At 64.8% G+C, this 3,067-nt stretch carries 3 protein-coding genes; 1 reads left to right on the forward strand and 2 read right to left on the reverse strand.

Annotated features, from left to right (window positions below):
- Both H7007_RS11670 and H7007_RS11675 read right to left on the reverse strand, forming a co-directional pair.
- Positions 1 to 636: MFS transporter (locus tag H7007_RS11670; RefSeq protein WP_287155475.1), on the reverse strand; the 636-nt coding region annotated here is incomplete at its 3' end.
- A 568-nt stretch (positions 637 to 1,204) separates the two neighbouring features.
- The gene (locus H7007_RS11675; RefSeq protein ID WP_287155473.1) at positions 1,205 to 1,891 is read right to left on the reverse strand and encodes a hypothetical protein; all 687 of its coding nucleotides are present in this window, start codon (positions 1,889 to 1,891) and stop codon (positions 1,205 to 1,207) included.
- Between the two features lie 362 nt (positions 1,892 to 2,253).
- Between H7007_RS11675 and H7007_RS11680 the strand changes: the two genes are divergently transcribed.
- On the forward strand, positions 2,254 to 2,889 hold the full coding sequence (locus H7007_RS11680) for a GerMN domain-containing protein (RefSeq protein WP_287155474.1): 636 nt from the start codon (positions 2,254 to 2,256) through the stop codon (positions 2,887 to 2,889).
- The last annotated feature ends 178 nt before the right edge of the window (positions 2,890 to 3,067 follow it).

A 3,067-nucleotide genomic window follows, 5' to 3' on the forward strand; every position in this document is an offset into this window, starting at 1 on the left:
CTCGGACTCGGTGCGGTGCGGGGGCTTGGGCGGATGGGACCTGCCGAGGAGGGCGAACAGGACAAGGGAGGCGAGGGATACCAGACTGTATATGAGCACCAGCCAGCGGAGGGATGCCACGTCGTGTTCCCCGAAGGCCTTGAGGAGGGGCGGGGTGACGGCCATGGCCACGATCATGCCCAGGAACAGGGAGAGGGAGCCCAGCCCGTTGGCCAGTGCCGACTCCTCGGTGGGAAACCAGGCGCTGACCATCTTGGTGATGCTGTTGAGCACGAAGGGCTGGCCCACGGAGATGCCGATCATCCCTAAGAGGACCAGGGGGTAGTTGTCGGCGAAGAGGCGCAAGAAGGAGAAGGCGGTGGTCAGCATGGCCCCGATGAGCACCGCGGTCCGGAAACCCCGGCGGTCGATGACCATGCCGGCGGGTATGGACACCGGTATGTATACCAGGGGGAACATGGTGGCCAAAAGGACCACCTTGAACTCGCTCACCCCCATGAGCTCCTGGGTCTGGGAGGTTATGGGCGCGTAATTCAGCCACATGAGCTGGGTGACCGCGGCCACCAGCATGAAGGAGGCCAGGACTACCCATCGGTAGGCGTAAAGCCCGTATTCCCCCTCCACCTCACCCTTCATGGCCAACCCCCTTCCTTGCAAAGCCACCGTTGCCGGCTCAGGTAAAACGGCCGTCCCGGATAGCGGAAGTGACGCCGCTTCAAGCCCGCATCCTTACCGGGAAAGAGGCACGCTCTGTGCCCTTTACAAACCCGGGGACGCATCCCCGACCCGCTCTCCGGCGCGTTTCCCTGCCCTCTACCCCTTTCCGACACGGGCACGACACCCGACAGCCCGGGATTACCCTATAATAGACCGGATCAAGCGCGCCGCTCAACGAAGGACTTGCTCTGTCGGGATGACGGGGTGGCCTCTCGACTCTTTTCAAACCGGAAAGCGCCTGCCGAAACGCCCCCACGCCCGCGGAACCTCTTGTTTCGAGGATCCCCGAAACCCTGCCGCCCAAGAGGTGAGGGGACCGCCAGTTTCCTGGTAACTTTTACCATGATCCCACTTCATGGGATGGGTGTGCCGCACGACCGGCGAAAGACCGGGCAGGGAGGAACGCCCCAAAGATCGCCGGAACCGCCCCACTCACCACCCGTGAGGCCCGGCTCCGGATATCCAGGGGAGCTGAACGGCCGCCGCGTCAATCACCTTCGCCCTCTTCCCTCTCCCTCTCCGCGGCGGCCATCCTCAGGGCTTTGCGTTCCAGCTCCTCCGAGTAGCTCTCCCATAGCATGGCCTCCTCCCCGGGGGCCTTCCACAACTCGAAGTGACAGGTCTCCGCCCCGGCGGGTATGGTGCGGGTGAAGCGGACCTGCCAGTCCGTGAGCCATCCCCGCTCCTTGAGCGCCTCCAGCATGCCCTGCACGAAATAGCGCTGCACCCGGCAGTCGAAGGCACCGTAAAGGTCCTGGTGGGGACACCAGAGGATGTGGAAGCTAACCCGATCCTCGCCATCAATGGAAGGGTCTTCCAGGGAGGCGTAGACCACGCAATTGATGACCGTGGCGTAGAAGCTGGCCAGCTCCGCCTCGGTCATCCCCTCGGGCCACTCCGTCCCTTCCAGGATCTGCCTGCCCACCTCCAGCCCCACGCCGCGCAGCGCTTCCCTCACCACCCGCTGGCCGCGTTCCCCGAACTCCCTCTCGCAGGCCTTGAGGACCTCGAGGACCGCGGTGGCCTGCATGGTCCCCCAGACCCAGAGCACGGCGGGGTCGAAATCCGGATCGGAGAGGACCTCCTCCCGCAAGCGCTTCAACCCCGCCGGATAGGGAAACCGGAACCGGAACTCCTTCCACTTTTCCTCTTCCGTCCTGTCGTAATGTGGCATACCAACCTCCCTCCGCAACGCCCAGCGGCCCCGAAGCGCGGGGCTCCTTCCTGCGCGACGCAATGCGCCGTCCAGCGGCGCGAGCCGACGCCATAAGGGTAGCATGCGAGCGGGATGCGCGTATCGGAAAGGGAGCCCCGCCGCCGAGCCAGAAGAAATCATGGAGGCGTGGCCAAGGCGCCCCGGGATCGGAGCCGCTATCCCGCAGCCTGAACCAAAGTCCTTCTGCGGCGGCAATCCGGCTCTTTCCCGGGCACGTGGGAGCGAGGCCCCTCTCCCGGCGTCACGGGCAACGTTTAATATAGGAGAGTCGGTGGAACACGATCATGGGAGACGGGATCCCAAGGGTCAAAGGAGGGCTCATGAGGAGATACCGGTGGTTGTGCGTCACGGCCGCGGCGGCGGTCCTGGCCCTGCTCCTCTCACTCTTTCTCCTTCCCGGATGCGGAAAGAGCAAGCCAGCAACCGGGGAGGAGGGCAAGGAGGAGGCGGAGGCCCAGGGCGAGCAGGAAACGGCCGAGGAGGGAACGGAGGCCAAGACGGTCACCCTGACCCTCTACTTCATCAAGTCCGAACCCTCGGACATGTACCTCGTAGCGCAGAAACGGACCATCCCTTACACCACGGCTGTTGCTCGGGCGGCCATGGAGGAGCTCATCAAGGGACCGTCGGGAGGGGACGGGCTCATCGCCGCCTTCCCCGGCACGGTCAAGGTCCTGGACGTGAGCATCAGGGACGGGGTATGCACGGTCAACCTGAGTAAGGAGATCCTCACCGACAAGGCAAAGCAGGGCGGCGCGGGGGCGGCCATGGAGGGGCTGGCGCTTATCTCCATCGCCAACACCCTCACCGAGTTCCCCACCATCCAGAAGGTGAAGCTGCTCATCGAGGGAAAACAGAGCGGCCAGGTGGACGGCTTCTACGTGGAGGACTTCTGGGGGCACGTGGGCCTTCCCGAATACCTGGAGCGGAACATGGCGGTGGTCAGGAACCCGTGACCCGGGCCGCGCTCCTCCATCCACCGCCGGCGTGAAGGCTACTCCGCCCGCTGCGGAACCTCTCGCGGAGAGGAAGAGAGCCCCTTCGCTCCAGCCAATGACACGGCGGCCATCGAACACGCCCTCCTCCCCACTAAACGCAGGGGAGTGAGCACAACCCTCCCCGTCACTCGCTTTG

The organism is Candidatus Solincola tengchongensis, from assembly GCF_015711935.1.
GTDB classification, from domain to species: domain Bacteria; phylum Actinomycetota; class Geothermincolia; order Geothermincolales; family RBG-13-55-18; genus Solincola_A; species Solincola_A tengchongensis.

What these genes read in the sequence shown, in the direction of transcription:
- H7007_RS11675 (WP_287155473.1), bottom strand. Translation starts at nt 1,891, where the DNA reads ATGCCACATTACGACAGGACGGAAGAGGAAAAGTGGAAGGAGTTCCGG.
- H7007_RS11680 (WP_287155474.1), top strand. Translation starts at nt 2,254, where the DNA reads ATGAGGAGATACCGGTGGTTGTGCGTCACGGCCGCGGCGGCGGTCCTG.